Source organism: Rhizobium brockwellii (genome assembly GCF_000769405.2).
Taxonomy (GTDB): Bacteria; Pseudomonadota; Alphaproteobacteria; order Rhizobiales; family Rhizobiaceae; genus Rhizobium; species Rhizobium brockwellii.
Genome location: NZ_CP053439.1, coordinates 1,129,538 through 1,145,415 on the forward strand (window position 1 = coordinate 1,129,538; position 15,878 = coordinate 1,145,415).

The following is a 15,878-nucleotide window of genomic DNA, read 5'->3' on the forward strand; positions in this document are numbered from 1 at the left end:
ACTTTATGAATTATTCATATATGAAAGATTTAGGGCACGATTCGACATATTCCAAGCAACCTTCGGTGGAATTATGACATTCTCCATGGGAATCTAGCTCAGCCGCGGATAAAGACGAGGGGAGCCGGAATGAAAAACTTGTATTTGCCCGGTTTTAATTGTATCGGGCGTGTTAATCCCGAAATGACGACCGTAAAGGACAGGCAATGGCCCGTGTCACAGTTGAAGATTGCATCGACAAGGTGGAGAACCGCTTCGAGCTGGTTCTGCTCGCCAGCCACCGCGCCCGGCTGATTTCCCAGGGTGCCTCGATCACCATCGATCGCGACAACGACAAGAATCCTGTGGTGGCCCTGCGCGAAATTGCCGATGAGACGCTTTCGCCCGATGACCTCAAGGAAGATTTGATCCATTCGCTGCAGAAGCATGTCGAAGTCGACGAGCCTGAGCCCGATCCGGCAAGCATGATCGCTGCCGGCGGTGTCGCCGCAGCCGACAGCGAAGAGCAGGACGACGTGCCGGAGACGATCACTTTCGACCAGATGTCGGAAGAAGAGCTGCTCGCCGGCATCGAAGGCCTGGTGCCGCCGGAAAAGAGCGACGACTACTAAGCGCGTCTGCCGGATCCCTGTCGCATCGGTTGAATGCGATCCCCGGTCGCACTGATGCGATCCGGAAAAAGCTGCGTGCGATGCAAAAGAGCGACGATTACCAATCGTCAATCTTGCACCTTTATTGCTTAGGCATATTATTGCCCATGTGTGCGCCAATCGTTGATTGGCGCGCTTTTATTTTTATCGGAGTGGCTTTGGAATGATGCGGCAGTACGAGCTCGTGGAGCGGGTTCAGCAATACAAGCCCGATGCCAATGAAGCACTGCTGAACAAAGCCTATGTTTATGCCATGCAGAAACATGGCCAGCAAAAGCGCGCGAGCGGCGATCCCTATATTTCCCATCCGCTCGAGGTCGCCGCCATCCTCACCGACATGCACCTCGATGAATCGACGATCGCGGTCGCCCTTCTGCACGATACCATCGAGGATACGACGGCGACGCGCGCCGAAATCGATGAACTGTTCGGCGAGGATATCGGCCGCCTGGTCGAGGGTCTGACGAAGATCAAGAAGCTCGATCTCGTCACCAAGAAGGCAAAGCAAGCGGAGAACCTGCGCAAGCTGCTGCTCGCCATTTCCGACGATGTGCGCGTGCTGCTCGTCAAGCTTGCCGATCGTCTTCACAATATGCGCACCCTCGATCACATGTCGGCCGACAAGCGTGCCCGCATCTCCGAGGAGACGATGGAAATCTATGCGCCGCTCGCCGGCCGCATGGGCATGCAGGACATGCGCGAGGAACTCGAGGAGCTCTCCTTCCGGCATATGAACCCGGAAGCCTACGAGACCGTCACCAAAAGGCTGGAAGAGCTTTCTAAGCGCAACGAGGGCATCGTCAAGAAGATCGAGGCCGAGCTACGCGACCTTTTGGTCGCAAGCGGCCTGACCAGCGCCTACGTCAAGGGCCGGCAAAAGAAGCCCTATTCGGTCTTCCGCAAGATGCAGTCGAAGTCGCTTTCGTTCGAGCAGCTTTCCGATGTCTACGGCTTCCGCCTGATCGTCGAGGATATCCCTTCCTGTTATCGGGCGCTTGGCATCGTCCACACGCGCTGGCGCGTCGTGCCCGGCCGCTTCAAGGACTATATCTCGACGCCGAAGCAGAACGATTACCGTTCGCTGCACACCACCATCGTCGGTCCTTCCAGCCAGCGCATCGAACTGCAGATCCGCACCAAGCGCATGCACGAGATCGCCGAATTCGGCATCGCCGCCCACACGCTCTATAAGGACGGCGCCACCAATGCCGATGGCGACATCCTTTCTCGCGAATCCAATGCCTATTCCTGGCTGCGCCATACGATCGAGGCGCTCGCCGAGGGTGACAGCCCGGAAGAATTCCTCGAGCACACCAAGCTCGAGCTGTTCCAGGACCAGGTCTTCTGCTTCACGCCGAAGGGCAAGCTGATTGCCTTGCCGCGTGGCGCCACCCCGATCGATTTCGCCTATGCGGTGCACACCAATATCGGCGATACCACGGTGGGCGCCAAGATCAACGGCCGCATCATGCCGCTGGTGACGCGGCTTGCAAATGGCGACGAGGTCGAGATCATCCGGTCCGGCGTGCAGGTTCCGCCGGCCGCCTGGGAGGAGATTGTCGTGACCGGCAAGGCGCGCGCCGCCATCCGCCGGGCCACCCGCATGGCGATCCGCAAGCAATATGCCGGCCTCGGCCACCGCATTCTCGAGCGCACCTTCAATAGGGCCGGCAAGATCTTCTCGCGCGAGGCGATGAAGCCGGCGCTGCACCGTCTCGGCCAGAAGGATGTCGAGGATGCGATCGCCGCTGTCGGCCGAGGCGAAATGTCTTCGCTAGACGTGCTGCGCGCCGTCTATCCCGATCATCAGGACGAGCGCGTCACCGTGAAGCCCTCCGGCGACGACGGTTGGTTCAACGTCCGCAGCGCCGCCGGCATGATCTTCAAGATCCCCGGCAAGACCAAGGCAGGGCACGATGGCGGCCATTCGGAAATCGACACTGACGCCGATATCGGGCCTATCCGCGGCCTGTCCGGCAATGTCGACGTCAAGTTCGCGCCGACCGGCGCCGTGCCCGGCGATCGCATCGTCGGCATCATGGACCAAGGTAAGGGCATCACCATCTATCCGATTCAGTCGCCGAGTCTGCAGCGTTTCGACGATCAGCCCAACCGCTGGATCGACGTGCGCTGGGATCTCGACGAAGCCAATAAGTCGCGTTTCATGGCGCGTATCATGGTGAATGGGCTGAATGAACCGGGCACGCTTGCCAAGGTCGCCCAGACGGTCGCAGGCCTCGACGTCAATATCCGTTTGCTGAATACTGTGCGGGTGGCGGCCGATTTCACCGAAATGATGCTCGAGGTCGAGGTCTGGGACCTGCGTCAGCTCAACCAGTTGCTCGCCCAGATGAAGGAACTGGATTGCATCGCCACGGTCCGCCGGCTCTACGAGTAAGTTTTTGTTAAACCCCTCAGAGGCTTGAGTGGAAAATTGCACATTTTATGATCGTTTTAGGATCAAAATGACGCAGCAAAAAGGCAAGCAATGCATTGAGTGCATGGCTGTCTCCATGTTGCGGTGGTGGTAATTAACCTCTGCCAAGCCTATCTTCTGGTTATCGAAACGCAAACAGAAGATGAGACAAGATAATGTTTGGCCCTATCAAGAAATTCGCTCGTGCCTTTCGCGCTCCGACCACGCAGGAACGTGAAATGGCATATTTGGATGGCTCGTTCGATCGTATCGACCTCGAGTTTCGTCAGCGCCAGGTCGATCGCGGTCTGTTCCGCAATCGCTGATTACTCAACTTTATACTTGAGACGAGTGAGGGACGTTATGCATAACGGACGCCCCTCGGCATGAAGACGCTCCTTTCGCAGAGAGAACTGAGGGGCGGTTTTTCGAGCGGTATCATTTGCCGCTCTTGTCATGGCGGTGTGCACTGCACTAAATACCGGCCATGTTGTTTCGCCGTCGAAAGCCTGCGGGATTTAAGGAAAAGATGCGGGAGCTTTTATGGCCTCGCAAAGGTTTCCTTCGCCCGATCCGTTACCTGACAATGCGCGTCCTGCGCTTGAGCGCTTCGCCGCATGCGGTTGCCGCCGGCGTTGCTGCGGGTGTCTTCGTCTCGTGGACGCCTTTCATCGGCGTGCATTTTGTCATGGCTTTCGTCATCACCTATTTCCTCTCCGGCAGCATGGTGGCCGCCGCTCTTGGTTGCGCCGCCTTCGGCAATCCGCTGACCTATCCCTTCATCTGGGGGATCACCTGGGAGATCGGACATCTGCTGTTGAGCCGCGAGGATCACCTGGCCGGTCAGACGGTGGATCTCGCCGCCCTTTTTCACAAGCTGAACTTCACTGAGCTATGGAAACCGGTGCTGGAGCCGATGCTGGTCGGCGCCATTCCGCCGGCGACCGTCACCTCCGTTGCGCTCTATGCGTTGACGTTCTACACCGTCAAGGGGTTTCAGACGCGCCGCCATATACGACTGCTGGAGCGGGCGCGTCTGCGTCTTGCCGTTCCAGCCGGCGACATGCCGAGCATATGAACCCGACCAAGAATTCTTAAGCGACGGAAGGTTCCGGCATGATCATCGGCATTGGCAGCGATCTGATCGACATTCGCCGTGTCGAGAAATCCATCGAGCGCTTCGGCGAGCGCTTCACCCATCGCTGCTTCACCGAAATCGAGCGCGCCCGTTCAGATAAGCGGGCAAACCGTGCCGCATCCTATGCCAAGCGTTTCGCCGCCAAGGAGGCCTGTTCCAAGGCGCTCGGCACCGGCATAGCGCAGGGCGTCTTTTGGAAAGACATGGGCGTCGTCAACCTGCCGAGCGGCAAGCCGACCATGATTTTATCGGGCGCCGCCGCGCTGATCCTCGAATCGCTGCTGCCCGCGGGCCACAGGCCCGCCATTCATTTGACAATAACGGATGATTATCCCTTGGCGCAGGCCTTCGTCATTATTGAGGCGTTGCCCGAGAGCCTCTGATCGCGACCTCGGGCGCTGTTGATCGCGACCTCTCGTCGCTTTTGATGTTGTCGCCATTGCCGCAACCGGCCGAAGCCGCTAGAGAGAACGACAGAAAGAATTGCGCCGCCGCGGCGTCTTGAAGGAATAAGACTGCGTGTCCGAAAAAGTCGAAGCCAAGCCGAACGCCCTCTGGGAAAATATCAAAGTCATCATCCAGGCGCTGATTTTGGCGATGGTGATCCGAACGGTGCTATTCCAGCCCTTTACCATTCCATCCGGTTCGATGATGCCGACGCTGCTCGTCGGCGACTACATCTTCGTGAACAAGTTCGCTTACGGCTATTCGAAATATTCGCTGCCCTTCTCGCCTGATGTCTTCAGCGGCCGCCTGTTCGGCGCCGATCCGAAGCGTGGCGACATCGTCGTCTTCCGCTTCCCGCCAAACCCCGAGATCGACTACATCAAGCGCTGCATCGGCCTGCCGGGCGACCATATCCAGGTTACCGACGGCGTGCTCTACGTCAACGGCAAGCCGGTTCCGAAGGTGGCGGACGGCAGCTTCACCTCGGATTACAAGCTTGATCCGGGCGCGGATGTGCCGGTGTTCCGCGAAACGCTCGACAGCGGCAAGACCTACGACACGCTTGATCAGTCTCCGGTGTCGCGCGGCGATAACACTCGCGAATTCATCGTGCCGGAAGGCCATTATTTCATGATGGGCGATAACCGGGACAACTCGCTCGACAGCCGCTTCGACGTCGGCTTCGTGCCTGCCGAAAATCTTGTCGGCCGCGCCAGCGTCATCTTCTTTTCGCTCGGCAACGATACCTCCTTCCGCGAAATTTGGAAGTGGCCGACGAACATGCGTTGGGACCGCCTCTTCAAGGTTGTTGAATGAGCAAGGCGCAGACGCTTTCTGCGGCGGACCGCGCAAAGCTTGAAGGCCTGATCGGTCATGACTTCGCTGAAAAGGAACGCCTGGATCGCGCGCTGACCCATGCCAGCGCCCGCACCGAAAAGGGCGGCAATTACGAACGGCTGGAATTCCTCGGCGACAGGGTCCTTGGGCTCTGCATCGCCGAACTTCTGTTTCGCACCTTCGGAACGGCGGGAGAAGGCGAGCTCTCGGTTCGCCTCAACCAGCTCGTCAGCGCTGAAACCTGCGCCGCGGTCGCCGACGAACTCAATCTTCACCTCTATATCCGCACCGGCGCCGATGTGAAGAAATTGACCGGCAAGCGGATGATGAACGTGCGCGCCGACGTCGTCGAAAGCCTGATCGCCGCGATCTATCTCGACGGCGGCCTCGAAGTTGCCCGCCGGTTCATTCTGCGTTACTGGCAGGGCAGGGCAGTGCGGGCCGATGGCGCCAAGCGCGACGCCAAGACCGAGCTGCAGGAATGGTCGCACGCGAAATTCGGCGTCACGCCGATCTACCGGGTTGATGAACGCAGCGGACCGGATCATGATCCGCGCTTCAAGGTGACGGTGGAAGTTGCTGGCATTAAGCCTGAAACCGGCGTAGAGCGGTCGAAGCGTGCCGCCGAACAGGTCGCGGCAACGAAGATGCTCGAGCGCGAAGGCATTTGGCAGCAATCGTCTGCCGGAAACTGACGGGACAATGACACAAGAAGAAGATATCGCGGCCGAAGCTGCCGCAGAAACCAATGGTCCGACGCATTCGGGCTTCGTCGCGTTGATCGGACCGACCAATGCCGGCAAGTCGACCCTGGTGAACCGCCTCGTCGGCGCCAAGGTCTCGATCGTCAGCCATAAGGTGCAGACGACGCGGGCCATCGTCCGCGGTATTGCGATCCACGACAATGCCCAGATCGTCTTCATGGATACGCCTGGTATCTTCAAGCCGCGGCGCCGGCTTGACCGCGCCATGGTGACCTCGGCCTGGGGCGGTGCGAGGGATGCCGATCTGATCGTACTGCTGATCGACAGCGAGCGCGGCCTGCGCGGCGATGCCGAAGCCATCCTCGAAGGCCTCAAGGAAGTCCGGCAGCCGAAGATCCTGCTGCTCAACAAGATCGACCGCGTCAACCGCGAGGATCTGCTGGCACTGGCCGCTGCCGCTAATGAGAAGATCGCTTTCGAGCGCACCTTCATGATATCAGCCGAAAACGGCTCCGGCTGCGACGACCTCATGGACTATCTGGCGAAAACGCTCCCGGAGGGGCCGTGGTACTATCCGGAAGACCAGATCTCCGATCTGCCGATGCGCCAACTCGCCGCCGAGATCACCCGCGAGAAACTGTTTCTGCGCCTGCACCAGGAGCTTCCCTATGCCTCGCATGTCGAAACAGAGACGTGGGAAGAGCGCAAGGACGGCTCGGTGCGGATCGAGCAGGTGATCTATCTCGAGCGCGACAGCCAGAAGAAGATCGCGCTCGGCAAGGGTGGTGAAACCATCAAGGCGATCTCGACTGCGTCGCGCAAGGAATTGTCGCAGATCCTCGAACAGCCGGTCCATCTCTTCCTGTTCGTCAAGGTTCGCGAGAATTGGGGGGATGATCCCGAGCGGTTCCGCGAAATGGGTCTCGATTTCCCGAAATAAGCATGGCAAGGATTTCGTCGGGTTGGCGCCAGCCCTTTGTTTCCGCACAAAAAATTTGCCTCGCTCATGGAACAAATCCATGCCTTGTGCATTCCTTAATGAACGGCGCGCCACTGTTGGCGCGCCGATTTTGCGACGGCAAGGGCAAACATGGCGACGCCGAGACCCATCAATTCTTTCAAGACCCCTTGCGAGCAATGTCCCTTGCGGCCTCTGCCGCATTTCAGGGAGTTCAGCCGTGACGAGCTGGAGTTCGTCTCGAGCTTCAAGAGGGGTGAGCTTGCCGTCGATGCCGGCTCGACGATCCTCGTCGAGGGCGCACATAGCGCTCATCTCTTCACGGTGCTCGCCGGCTGGGGCTTCCGCTACAAGATGCTGGAGGACGGGCGCCGTCAGATTCTGAATTATATCATGCCGGGCGACCTGGTCGGCCTGCAGGGAACGATTGCCGGTGAGATGCAGCATTCAGTCGAAGCGCTTTCGCCCGTGTCCCTTTGTGTCTTCGAGCGCGACAGGCTGATGACGCTCTACAACAAGCACGCCTCGCTCGCCTTCGACATCACCTGGATCGCCGCGCGCGAGGAGCGCATCCTGGATGAGCATCTCTTGAGCATCGGCCGCCGCACGGCGCTGGAACGAGCAGCCTACCTGATCGCTTTCCTGTTCGAGCGCGGCCGGAAGCTCAATATCTTCAACGGCCGCAAATTCATCCCCATCACCCAGCAGCACATTGCCGACACGCTCGGTCTTTCCATCGTTCATACCAACAAGACTTTGAAAAAGCTCAGCGAACGTGGATTGATCCGCTGGCAGGAGCGCGGCTGCGAGGTGCTGAACGGCGAGGAATTGATGGCGATATCAGGCTGGGAAGGGCTCGGAGAGGGCAAACGCCCCTTCATCTAAAGCGCGTCGCGATCTTTCAGATTCGCTCCTCGCGCTTTAGGTCTTTGTTTTAAGCATGTCGTTGTCGCAACACCGCTGCGCACTTTTGCGCGACATGCTTAGCCAAGCAGCCCGGCTATGTCTTTTTTAAATGCAGATTAGCAGCAAGGAAAATAAGGTCAGCCGACGTCGTTCCTCCGATTTTGATTCTTATCGACCGGGCAGAAAAATGGTTTATTCACAAAAGGTGGCGGAATTCACCGATAGCGTGCCATGCGGGGCACCGGAGGGCAATGATGTTGGCGAAACGGCCGGGGCGCTGCGACAGGCGCCCGACGAGGGGCATCGAATCATGAGCGCAATCCGTGTTCTGGTTCTTGAAGACAGTTTGATCATCGCGATGGAGGCGGAGGATATTCTGCGCCTGGCCGGCGTCGAGAGCATCGATATCGTCGGCAGTTTGGAACAGGCGAGGGCTGCCATCGCTGCGGAGAGATATGATTTCGCCCTTCTCGACGTCAATCTTGGCGAGGGCATGAGTTTCGGATTTGCCCGCCATCTTCTCGATATCGGCATCCCTTTCGGCTTCGTCAGCGGCTATTCCGATACCGGCGATTTCCCGCCCGACCTGCAGCACATACCGCTTCTGGTGAAGCCGTTCGACGAAACGGCGATGGGGGAATTCCTGCAGAGGCTTTTCCCGGCTGTCGCCTGAAGGGGTCCATGACGGAAGCCAGACCTTGCATTGCAGCGCGGTTTTCAGGCGCGTAAAGGACGCTGTAACGCGTTGAATTATGCAGTAGGATGGATGATTCGTCAGCCGTAAGGACTTCTTTCGATGCAGTGGCAGGACCATGCGATCATCCTGGGCGTCAAGCGCCACGGGGAGACGAGCGTCATCGTCGAGGTGATGACGCGTGATCGCGGCCGCCATCTCGGCCTGGTGCGCTCTGGACGCTCGCGCGCCATGCAGCCGGTGTTGCAGGCGGGCAATGCCGTGGAAGTCATCTGGCGTGCCCGGCTCGATGAGCATCTCGGCGAATTCCGCGTCGAGCCGCTGACGCTGCGCGCTGCCCGGCTGATGGAAACGGCGACCGCCGTCTACGGTGTCCAGGCGATGGGGGCGCTGCTGCGGCTACTGCCGGAGCGTGACCCGCATCCGCACCTCTTCGATGCGCTTGAGGTCATCCTCGATCACCTGCACAACCCGGCCGATGCCGGCGAACTCTTCGTGCGTTTCGAGCTTGCGGTGCTGAATGATCTCGGCTTCGGCCTCGATCTTGCCGAATGCGCCGCGACCGGCACCCGTTCCGATCTCGTCTATGTCTCGCCGAAATCCGGCCGCGCCGTCAGCCGCGCCGCTGGTGCGCCCTGGGCGGACAAGATGCTGCTCCTGCCGCCGTTCCTCAGCATCGAAGGCAATCATGCGGCCGACTTCGAAAGTCTCTCAGCCGCATTCCGTCTGACAGGGTTCTTTCTGCATCGCCATGTCTACGAGCCGCGCGGCATCGAATCTGTAGCTGCCCGCGACGGCTTCGTTCAGGCGGCACTCAAGGCGCTTAATCCAACTCCACGGACGCTTTCAGGTCCGAACAGTGTTTCCGCCTGACCTCCGTTTTTTACCGGTGCAAAACATCCTCCGGATTTGGCGGTTTACCCGCTCATGAGCGCCTCCTATGTCTTCACAGGACTGCCAATCAAGGAGGATCTCATGCTGACCAAGCCCGCATCATCGACAACGATGACGCTCTGGAACGGCCGCGAAATTCCGCGTCTCGGCATGGGATGCTGGGCGATCGGTGGTCCCTTCTTCGCCGGCGACACGCCGCTAGGCTGGGGTGATGTCGACGACGATGAATCCGTGGAAGCGATCCACCGTGCCATCGAACTCGGCATCCGCTTCTTCGACACGGCCTCGAACTACGGCGCTGGCCACTCGGAGGAAGTGCTCGGTCGGGCGATCGGCAATCGTGACGATATCATCATCGCCACCAAGTTCGGCTTCGCCACCGATCCGGAAACCAAGCAGGCAACCGGCGCCTTTGCCGATGAGGCCTTTATTCGCCGTTCGGTCGAGACCTCGCTGCGCCGCCTCAAGCGCGATCGCCTCGATCTCCTGCAGTTCCACCTCAATGATTTTCCGCTGGAACAGTCTGATGCCGTCTTCGATACGCTGGAGGCGCTGCGCGCCGAAGGCAAGATCGATGCGTTCGGCTGGAGTACCGATTTTCCCGATCGTGCCGCCCGCCATGCCGGCCGCCAGGGCTACGTCTCGATCCAGCATACGATGAACGTTTTCGAACCGGTGCCGGAGATGATCTCGGTGATCGAGGGGAAGGGCCTGATGTCAATCAATCGTGGTCCGCTGGCGATGGGGCTGCTGACCGGCAAGTTCACCGCCGACAAGGCAGTGGGCGCCAAGGATGTCCGTGGGGCGGCCCTCGACTGGATGGTCTATTTCAAGGACGGGCGTATTGCCCCGGAATTCGCCGCACGGCTCGATGCCGTCCGCGATCTGCTGACATCAGGCGGCCGCACGCTGACGCAGGGCGCGCTTGCGTGGCTCTGGGCACGCTCGCCGCGCACTCTTCCCATTCCGGGCTTCCGTACCGTTGCCCAGGTCGAGGAAAATGCCGGCGCGCTGGAGAAGGGACCACTGCCCACCGATGTCATGGCAGGCATCGATGCCGCACTCGCGCGCACGTGACGCTCTAACTGTTTGTTTTCACGCTATTCCGGACGGAACCGCTTCGCACTTTTCCTGGAATTGCTTTATGCTGCGGCGCGACGCTTGAGCGCCCAGCCTTCCGGCCTCTCTTCAACGATGTTGACGGTGTCACCGATCGTGATCCTGCCGCTGCCGCGCGGCGTGACGTTCCAACCGAAGAGCGGGCCTGGCACGCGCCGGTCGGCCGACATGCGGATGCGGCCCATGGCCGGCATCGGGTTTGGTCCCTCGCGTGACCCGGTCAACTGGTCCTGAGTCGTCATGATGCAGCGGGAGCAGGGTTTGACGAGATCGAAGCGGATGCCGGCGATCTCGATCGCCGCCCAGCGGTCCTCCGGCCAGGCCTCGTCGGTATCGACGACGATGTTCGGACGAAAGCGTTCCATGCCGACACTGCCTTCGCCATGGGCGGCGAGATCGGCATTCAACGCCTTCAGCGAGCCTGTCGTCGTTACTAGGATCTGATAGCCGTCGGTAAAGGTCACGGGCGTAGCTTCGCCAGCCCATTCGGCATTTGCCGTCCGCCGTGCCTGCCCGTCGAAAAAGACCAGGCGCACCTCGCGGCCGAGCCATTCGGAAAGCTGCCGGTTGCTCTCCGGATCGGCGACGGCGGCGCTGACGACAGATTTCCATACGGTCACATCGATGCGGGTTTCAGGCCGAGGCGGCGCTACCGATATGTCCGTTTTCCCCTGCATCAGCAGCCGAAAGGCGCTCGCTTCCGGTCGCACTTCGATGCGCGCGAGGTCGGGCAACTCGCGCTGGGTGATGAAGTGTCCTTGCGCATCGGTGATCATTGCCCGCCTGTCGCCGGGAAGCCCATAGGCGTCGATGTCGGCGGCCGGCAGCGCAATGCCGCGGGCGCTCTTGAGCGGGTAGATGAAGAGGTCGCTGACACGCACGTTGTACTCCTAGATTTCGTCCATGAAGGCCGAGAGGAAGTCGCGCAGGCTTTTATCGCGCGCGGCCGCCAGCCTGCGGCCGGTCTCGGTCTGGAACCCTTCCGCCAGTTTGAACAGCTTCGTCTGGAAATGGTCAATGGCATAACGCTTGTCATCGAGCGGGCGGTCCGCCGCCGCCGGGTCGAACGGATCGTAGAGCCCGGATCCCAGTCGCCCGGCGATATAGAAGCAGCGGGCGACGCCGACCATGCCGATCGCATCCAGCCGGTCGGCATCCTGCAGGATCTTCGCTTCCAGCGTCTGCGGCGTCACCCCGGCCGAGAAACTATGCGCGGTGATTGCGTGGGCTGCTGCTTCAATATCCGCCTCGCTCCAGCCGAGTTCTGCCAGAATCGCCGATGCTTTCTCCGCCGCCAAAGCCGATGCTCTTGCCCGCAGCGGCGAATTCTTCTCGACGGCGACGCAGTCATGCAGCAGCACGGAAGCGGCAAGAACCCGCGCGTCGCCGCCTTCTTCCGCATGGATGCGCATGGCATTCCTGAAGACGCGCAGAATATGGGCAAGGTCGTGCGAGCCGTCGTCGCCGTCGGCCGCATGCGCAATCAGCGCCGCGGCAAGCGTTTCGTGTGGGGAGAAGACTTCAGCCGCGAACATAGCGCCACCTGTCATGATGAAGATCGTTTTCCGCCGATAGGGCATCGGCGCGGAATTGAATGCGGGCGGTAAAAGGATGCGACAACGAAGATCTCAGGAATCGCAGCCGATTTTGTAGCGGCTTGCCGTGCGAGTCGCAATCGAGGGGTCTCTCAGTGCTTGGCTTCAGGAAGATGCGTCACGCCGCCGTTCGGCGGCAGGGAGAGAAGATGGGGCACGTCACGCGCCGGTCGCGGCGGACTGATGTGATAGCCTTGGATCTCGTCGCATTCCTCGCATTCGAGCAGCGCCAGCTGCGCGGCCGTCTCGACGCCCTCGACGGTGACGCGCATGCCGAGCGCATCGCCGAGCAGGATGATCGCGTGCATGATGGCATGCGCTTCCTTGTTGTCGACGATGTCGTTGACGAAGGACTTGTCGATCTTGATCTTGTCGAAGGGGAAGCTCGAGAGATAGCTCAGTGAGGAATAGCCGGTTCCGAAATCGTCCATCGAGATACGGATGCCGCGCTCCTTCAGCGCATGCAGGATCGGCAGCACGTCGCTGAGATTTTCCATCAGCACGCTCTCGGTGATTTCGAGTTCAAGCCGCGACGGCGACAGCGCCGCGGCGGCAAGCGCCTCGCTGACATCTCGCGTCAGGTCGCTGCTGCTGAATTGGATTGCCGAAACGTTGACGGCGATCTTGATGCCCTCCGGCCATTGCGCTGCATCGTTGCAGGCCCGGTGCAAAACCCAACGGCCGATATCGACGACAAGGCCGACCTCTTCGGCAAGCGGAATAAAATCCATCGGCGGAACGCGGCCTCGAACCGGGTGGTTCCAACGGATCAACGCTTCGAAGCCACAGATGCGCCGCTGCACGAGGTCATAAAGCGGCTGGTAGTGCAGCTCGAATTCTTCATTCTCAACGGCTGCTCTGAGGTCCGCCTCCAGTGCGTGGCGCAGCTGGATCTGCGCTTCCATCTCGCTGGCGAAGAAACGTTCGCGTTTGCGGCCGTCCGCCTTGGCATGTGACAGCGCCACGCCGGCATTTTTCAACAGGATATCGGTTTCCTCGCCATCCTCAGGGGCGATTGCGATGCCCATGGAGACGCTGAGTTCCACCTGTTTTTCGCCGTGGGGGAATGGTTTTGAAAGCTCCCGGCGGATCCGCTCGGCAAGCGCCGTCACGTTCCGGGGCTGCTGCTTGCCCGTCTGCAGGATGGCGAATTCGTCCGAGCCGAGGCGCGCCAGGGTGTTTTCCGAACCGGCCGAGGCTCGGATGCGCTCGGCGACCTGCAGCAGGATCTTGTCGCCGGCCGAAACGCCCATCGTGTTGTTGATCGATTTGAACCGGTCGAGATTGAGGTGAACGAGGGCAATCTGCTGATCTGGCCTGCGCTCTGTGAGCGTCGCATCCACCTGCTCGCGGAAATGGATGCGATTCGGAAGGCCGGTCAGCGGGTCGTGGTGGGCGAGATAGGTGATGCGCTCGGCCGCCCTTCGATCCTCGGTAATATCGGCATGAATGGAAATGTTGCTGCCGTCGAAAAGGATGGTCACCATGCTCTGGATGATGCGGCCATCGTCCATCAACCATTCGCGCCGACGGAGACTACTGCTCCTTGCGGTTGCGGAGGAATGTCGCCCGGTCCGCCGGCCGGGCTTGGCGCTGGCGCTCTCCGTGCCGCGCATTTTGGCCGTGAGATCGGCGATTGTCGCGCCGGCAATGACATCTTCGTCCGTCAGGTCGAAGAGCTGGCGGAAGCGGGTGTTGGAAAGCGTCAGCCGCTGGTCGGAGTCGAAGACGCTGAGACCGAGCGGCAGGTTGTTGAGGATGATTTCGAAGAGTTTTTTCTGTCCGTCGAACGCTTGGCTGAGGGCGGAAATATTGCCTCTCAGCGCATGGTTTTCCCTTAGCAGCGTTTCCGCGCTTCTCTCGATTTCGTCATAGTCGATTTCATGGACGCGATAGGTCGCGATCACAAGATCCATCAAGCGCTGCGCATCGATCGATCCGTCGGCGGTGACGGCCTCGGTGCACTGACGCCAGAAGAGCGCTTCAGCTTTCATGTGCATGCGTCTCGCGGGACGACAGCGGAGGGAAGCGTCGTCGTTTGATGAACGTGCCTCATTTCGCCGGACATGAAAGACCTTTCTAAGATGAATACAGAGATTGATTTTGATAAGCTGGACGCCTGCTGGATGCGTGAATGCCCATTTTGTATGGGCCGGATTAATATTCGGTTGCAGTGCAGCAGAGACCTCGCTGCGTTAGACGTTTGTTTTATATGTGAAAAATAACTGAAATACGGAGAAAAGCGGCCCTCTGATGCCGGCAGAGGCCCGCGCTCAGGCATTCCGTTAACTTTTGTCAATCATCGTTAATGAGAAGTTAACAACTTATTGACGCACTGCGCAAATCAGTTTAACCACCGAGTCAACAATGATTTTCCACGTTCGTATTGCGTACAAACACCACCGGCAAAAGGCGGTGAATGGAGGTTTGTATGACCAGCACCACATCCGTTTCTGACACCTCATATGCATATCTGGCGACGCTTTCGCGTCTCGATGCCAATGGCGATGGCGTCCTCAGCCGCGGCGAACGGGCGGCCGATGAGAAGCCCGGCATCATCAAGGAGCTCCTGGACGAGGACAAGAACAGCGACACGCAGCCGAAATTTTCCGGCAGCCTAATCGCGCTGATGATGGACACGCGTGACAGTGCCACGGCAAGCAGCATCGCCGTTTCCTATCCATTGCAGCAGACCGCGCCGGCGACAGGCGATCAGCCCGAGGATCTCTACCGCAAGACCTACGGCCAGTTCGATTTCGACGCGGTCGCCTGAACGGCGTCCCGATTCGGGCGATCAAGCCGGCCGTTTGGCCGGCTTTTCTCGTTCCGTCTTCTTCGTTCGATCTTCCTCGGTCAGGAACACCTTCCGGTTTGACACGTTCAGAAGGACAACCGGACGGAAGGAGATCCCCATGAAAGCCATGCGCATTATCGCCGCCCTGAGCCTGCTTGCGGTTGCATTGCCGGCGGGCGCTCAGGACAAGCAGACGGCGGTCGCCAATTTCGTCGGCAAGGACGGCAAGGAGGACGGTCGCGCGCAACTGACGGCTGCCGCCACTGGTGGCGTCCTTATCGAAGTCGAGATATCGGGACTGCCTGTGAATAAATGGGTCGCCTTCCATGTTCATGAGACCGGCCGCTGCGACGCCGCGACCCATCACGAATCGGCGGGCGGTCATTTCAATCCTGAGAAGGCGGAGCACGGCATTCTTGCCGCCAAGGGGCCGCACGCCGGCGATATGCCCAATCAATATGTCGGGCAGGACGGCATATTGCGGGCACAGGTCTTCGACAGCATGGTCACGCTCGACGGCAAGACCGACGGCATTCGCGGCCGTGCATTGATGGTGCACGCCAATTCGGATGATTATCGCAGCCAGCCTTCGGGTGATGCCGGCGAAAGACTCTCTTGCGGCGTCATTCAATAGGCTATGGCGCAATTCTCAGATCGGCATCGAATAAGAACAAAATTAGGAATTTAAAGTGCACAGCGCCGCGGGTCTTAAAACGACCTCCGACG

General features: G+C 59.7%; 17 protein-coding genes. 14 read left to right on the forward strand and 3 right to left on the reverse strand.

Translation table 11 applies throughout. The annotated features are described in order from the left end of the window. The first annotated feature begins 206 nt into the window (after positions 1–206). The 12 genes from rpoZ to RLCC275e_RS05805 all read left to right on the forward strand — a co-directional run bounded on the left by rpoZ (position 207) and on the right by RLCC275e_RS05805 (position 10,721). The gene (rpoZ, locus tag RLCC275e_RS05750) at positions 207–611 is read left to right on the forward strand and encodes a DNA-directed RNA polymerase subunit omega (RefSeq protein ID WP_003558080.1); all 405 of its coding nucleotides are present in this window, start codon (positions 207–209) and stop codon (positions 609–611) included. 202 nt (positions 612–813) lie between these two features. Beyond that, on the forward strand, positions 814–3,048 hold the full coding sequence (locus RLCC275e_RS05755) for a RelA/SpoT family protein (protein WP_033180472.1): 2,235 nt from the start codon (positions 814–816) through the stop codon (positions 3,046–3,048). A 194-nt stretch (positions 3,049–3,242) separates the two neighbouring features. Beyond that, a complete protein-coding gene (locus RLCC275e_RS05760; protein WP_071414341.1) occupies positions 3,243–3,392 on the forward strand; it encodes a DUF3563 family protein in 150 nt (49 codons plus the stop codon). A gap of 161 nt (positions 3,393–3,553) precedes the next feature. After that, positions 3,554–4,144 carry a DUF2062 domain-containing protein gene (locus RLCC275e_RS05765; protein ID WP_033180471.1) on the forward strand — a complete coding sequence of 197 codons (591 nt, stop codon included), beginning with the start codon at positions 3,554–3,556 and terminating at the stop codon, positions 4,142–4,144. A 38-nt stretch (positions 4,145–4,182) separates the two neighbouring features. Continuing rightward, on the forward strand, positions 4,183–4,587 hold the full coding sequence (gene acpS, locus RLCC275e_RS05770; protein WP_033180470.1) for a holo-ACP synthase: 405 nt from the start codon (positions 4,183–4,185) through the stop codon (positions 4,585–4,587). Between the two features lie 136 nt (positions 4,588–4,723). Further along, positions 4,724–5,467, forward strand: coding sequence for a signal peptidase I (gene lepB / locus RLCC275e_RS05775; protein WP_003558090.1), 744 nt, complete (start codon positions 4,724–4,726; stop codon positions 5,465–5,467). Beyond that, a complete protein-coding gene (rnc, locus tag RLCC275e_RS05780; RefSeq protein ID WP_003558092.1) occupies positions 5,464–6,183 on the forward strand; it encodes a ribonuclease III in 720 nt (239 codons plus the stop codon). The genes lepB and rnc overlap by 4 nt, the downstream gene beginning before the upstream one ends. 7 nt (positions 6,184–6,190) lie before the next feature. Then, positions 6,191–7,132: a GTPase Era gene (era, locus tag RLCC275e_RS05785; protein ID WP_003558094.1), complete on the forward strand. Its 942-nt coding sequence runs from the start codon at positions 6,191–6,193 to the stop codon at positions 7,130–7,132. 150 nt (positions 7,133–7,282) lie between these two features. Continuing rightward, positions 7,283–8,035, forward strand: coding sequence for a Crp/Fnr family transcriptional regulator (locus tag RLCC275e_RS05790; RefSeq protein ID WP_003558095.1), 753 nt, complete (start codon positions 7,283–7,285; stop codon positions 8,033–8,035). 208 nt (positions 8,036–8,243) lie between these two features. Continuing rightward, on the forward strand, positions 8,244–8,729 hold the full coding sequence (locus RLCC275e_RS05795) for a response regulator (RefSeq protein WP_033180469.1): 486 nt from the start codon (positions 8,244–8,246) through the stop codon (positions 8,727–8,729). A 123-nt stretch (positions 8,730–8,852) separates the two neighbouring features. Next, positions 8,853–9,623, forward strand: a complete 771-nt coding sequence (gene recO, locus RLCC275e_RS05800; protein WP_033180468.1) for a DNA repair protein RecO — start codon at positions 8,853–8,855, stop codon at positions 9,621–9,623. A gap of 102 nt (positions 9,624–9,725) precedes the next feature. Continuing rightward, entirely contained in the window at positions 9,726–10,721 is a 996-nt protein-coding gene (locus tag RLCC275e_RS05805) for an aldo/keto reductase (RefSeq protein ID WP_033180694.1), read from the forward strand. A gap of 65 nt (positions 10,722–10,786) precedes the next feature. Here RLCC275e_RS05805 and RLCC275e_RS05810 read toward each other — a convergent pair whose 3' ends face one another. The 3 genes from RLCC275e_RS05810 to RLCC275e_RS05820 form a co-directional block, all read right to left on the reverse strand. Beyond that, a complete protein-coding gene (locus RLCC275e_RS05810) occupies positions 10,787–11,644 on the reverse strand; it encodes an MOSC domain-containing protein (protein WP_033180467.1) in 858 nt (285 codons plus the stop codon). Between the two features lie 9 nt (positions 11,645–11,653). Further along, the gene (locus RLCC275e_RS05815) at positions 11,654–12,313 is read right to left on the reverse strand and encodes an HD domain-containing protein (protein WP_171816904.1); all 660 of its coding nucleotides are present in this window, start codon (positions 12,311–12,313) and stop codon (positions 11,654–11,656) included. A 137-nt stretch (positions 12,314–12,450) separates the two neighbouring features. Beyond that, complete coding sequence (locus RLCC275e_RS05820; RefSeq protein WP_033180465.1) at positions 12,451–14,352, reverse strand: putative bifunctional diguanylate cyclase/phosphodiesterase; 1,902 nt, start codon at positions 14,350–14,352, stop codon at positions 12,451–12,453. A gap of 425 nt (positions 14,353–14,777) precedes the next feature. Here RLCC275e_RS05820 and RLCC275e_RS05825 point away from each other — a divergent pair, with 425 nt between their 5' ends. Together RLCC275e_RS05825 and RLCC275e_RS05830 are read left to right on the forward strand one after the other, a co-directional pair. Further along, positions 14,778–15,131, forward strand: a complete 354-nt coding sequence (locus RLCC275e_RS05825) for a hypothetical protein (RefSeq protein ID WP_020397447.1) — start codon at positions 14,778–14,780, stop codon at positions 15,129–15,131. 139 nt (positions 15,132–15,270) lie between these two features. Further along, the gene (locus RLCC275e_RS05830; protein ID WP_033180464.1) at positions 15,271–15,786 is read left to right on the forward strand and encodes a superoxide dismutase family protein; all 516 of its coding nucleotides are present in this window, start codon (positions 15,271–15,273) and stop codon (positions 15,784–15,786) included. Positions 15,787–15,878 lie beyond the last annotated feature (92 nt).

Coding starts and splice junctions, on each gene's coding strand:
- RLCC275e_RS05830 (WP_033180464.1), top strand. CDS start 15,271: ATGAAAGCCATGCGCATTATCGCCGCCCTGAGCCTGCTTGCGGTTGCA.
- RLCC275e_RS05805 (WP_033180694.1), top strand. CDS start 9,726: ATGCTGACCAAGCCCGCATCATCGACAACGATGACGCTCTGGAACGGC.
- RLCC275e_RS05795 (WP_033180469.1), top strand. CDS start 8,244: ATGGTTTATTCACAAAAGGTGGCGGAATTCACCGATAGCGTGCCATGC.
- recO (WP_033180468.1), top strand. CDS start 8,853: ATGCAGTGGCAGGACCATGCGATCATCCTGGGCGTCAAGCGCCACGGG.
- RLCC275e_RS05760 (WP_071414341.1), top strand. CDS start 3,243: ATGTTTGGCCCTATCAAGAAATTCGCTCGTGCCTTTCGCGCTCCGACC.
- RLCC275e_RS05815 (WP_171816904.1), bottom strand. CDS start 12,313: ATGACAGGTGGCGCTATGTTCGCGGCTGAAGTCTTCTCCCCACACGAA.
- RLCC275e_RS05825 (WP_020397447.1), top strand. CDS start 14,778: ATGGAGGTTTGTATGACCAGCACCACATCCGTTTCTGACACCTCATAT.
- era (WP_003558094.1), top strand. CDS start 6,191: ATGACACAAGAAGAAGATATCGCGGCCGAAGCTGCCGCAGAAACCAAT.
- RLCC275e_RS05790 (WP_003558095.1), top strand. CDS start 7,283: ATGGCGACGCCGAGACCCATCAATTCTTTCAAGACCCCTTGCGAGCAA.
- RLCC275e_RS05755 (WP_033180472.1), top strand. CDS start 814: ATGATGCGGCAGTACGAGCTCGTGGAGCGGGTTCAGCAATACAAGCCC.
- RLCC275e_RS05820 (WP_033180465.1), bottom strand. CDS start 14,352: ATGAAAGCTGAAGCGCTCTTCTGGCGTCAGTGCACCGAGGCCGTCACC.
- rpoZ (WP_003558080.1), top strand. CDS start 207: ATGGCCCGTGTCACAGTTGAAGATTGCATCGACAAGGTGGAGAACCGC.
- acpS (WP_033180470.1), top strand. CDS start 4,183: ATGATCATCGGCATTGGCAGCGATCTGATCGACATTCGCCGTGTCGAG.
- RLCC275e_RS05765 (WP_033180471.1), top strand. CDS start 3,554: ATGTTGTTTCGCCGTCGAAAGCCTGCGGGATTTAAGGAAAAGATGCGG.
- rnc (WP_003558092.1), top strand. CDS start 5,464: ATGAGCAAGGCGCAGACGCTTTCTGCGGCGGACCGCGCAAAGCTTGAA.